Genomic DNA, 1094 nt, shown 5'->3' with positions numbered 1-1094 from the left:
GCTCTTCCAGCAGAGTCTGAGAGCATCTGAAGCTCCAAAAAGGCCAGAGCCTGGAGCGTGCCCGTCATGTGGCGGGGTTTCCCGAACTCTCCTGCAGCCGGCACGCGTTCGGCATTACAGCCATTGCCTCGCGCAAGGCGGGGCTTTCGCAGCCCGTTTGACGCTATTCTGATCTCGCCAGAGCGTAGGGCCTGTGTGAAGCGCGGCCGAGAGAGCTTGCTTGGCACGGGTCGTTTCACCGCCTCACCGGAAGCGATGCACGTGCTGTCGTAATCGGTCCAGAGCCTTTTGAAGGAGAACGGGCCAGGGCCAACGCCTGCGGCCGCCGTTCTCGTCGCCGCGTTTGGTTCCTATTTCAGGTCCGGCGCGGCGGGGCGGTCCTCCTCCGCAGTGGCTGGAAGCTCGGACTGCCATGTTGCCAGCGCCTCGCGTCCGCTCTCCGTAAGGGCATAGATGCCGCGGCCCGCGCGTTCAAACCAGCCGTATACATTTCGCTGAAGAATCTTCGGGGCGTCGGGAAAGTTCGGCCGGAGGTCGCGGGGGCGCCGGGGTGCCGCTGCCAGCGCCGCAGCACAGCCAAGCGCCTGCTGGCGATATGCGGTCATGATCGGCTTGCGTGTGCCTCCGCCCGCCACAGGATCACCGCGACGTCGCTGATGCTCGTCCACGACCCGTGAGCGGCGGCGGGGGTCCTTCCGCGGCAGGGGTGCCGTGGGGGCGACGAGGATGTCGACGCGCCCGCATGTCGAAACCCCCAGCAATCCCAAACCGAGGCGACGGCAGAGATTGCGAAATCTCGGATCGCTCTCGCGCCCCTTGCCCCTGGCGGAAAGCTGCGCGGCCAGCCAGATCTCATCGCCGAAGCTCATGCGGTCCACGCCCTGAAGGATCAGTTCGAGATTGAACGTCATCTTCAGCTCTCCGATGACCACTACGGTGGGGTCATCACTACGCAGGCCGACAAGATCGCAGGACCCGATTTCTCCCTTCACGACATAGCCCAGGCCTTCGAGAAAGCGTTTCACGGGTTCGTAAAGTGAGGTTTCCAAAGCGCACCTCCGGCCGGCGATGGCCGAAACATGGCCCTCGGGTCG

General features: G+C 64.5%; 1 protein-coding gene. It reads right to left on the bottom strand.

The features are described from left to right. Positions 1-350 precede the first annotated feature (350 nt). Positions 351-1049 carry a DUF2161 domain-containing phosphodiesterase gene (locus V5F61_RS21150; protein ID WP_393990636.1) on the bottom strand — a complete coding sequence of 233 codons (699 nt, stop codon included), beginning with the start codon at positions 1047-1049 and terminating at the stop codon, positions 351-353. Between the last annotated feature and the right edge of the window lie 45 nt (positions 1050-1094).

It is taken from the genome of Xanthobacter sediminis, assembly GCF_043195015.1.
Classification (GTDB): Bacteria; Pseudomonadota; Alphaproteobacteria; order Rhizobiales; family Xanthobacteraceae; genus Xanthobacter.
This window is presented reverse-complemented; position numbering and strand designations above follow the sequence as displayed.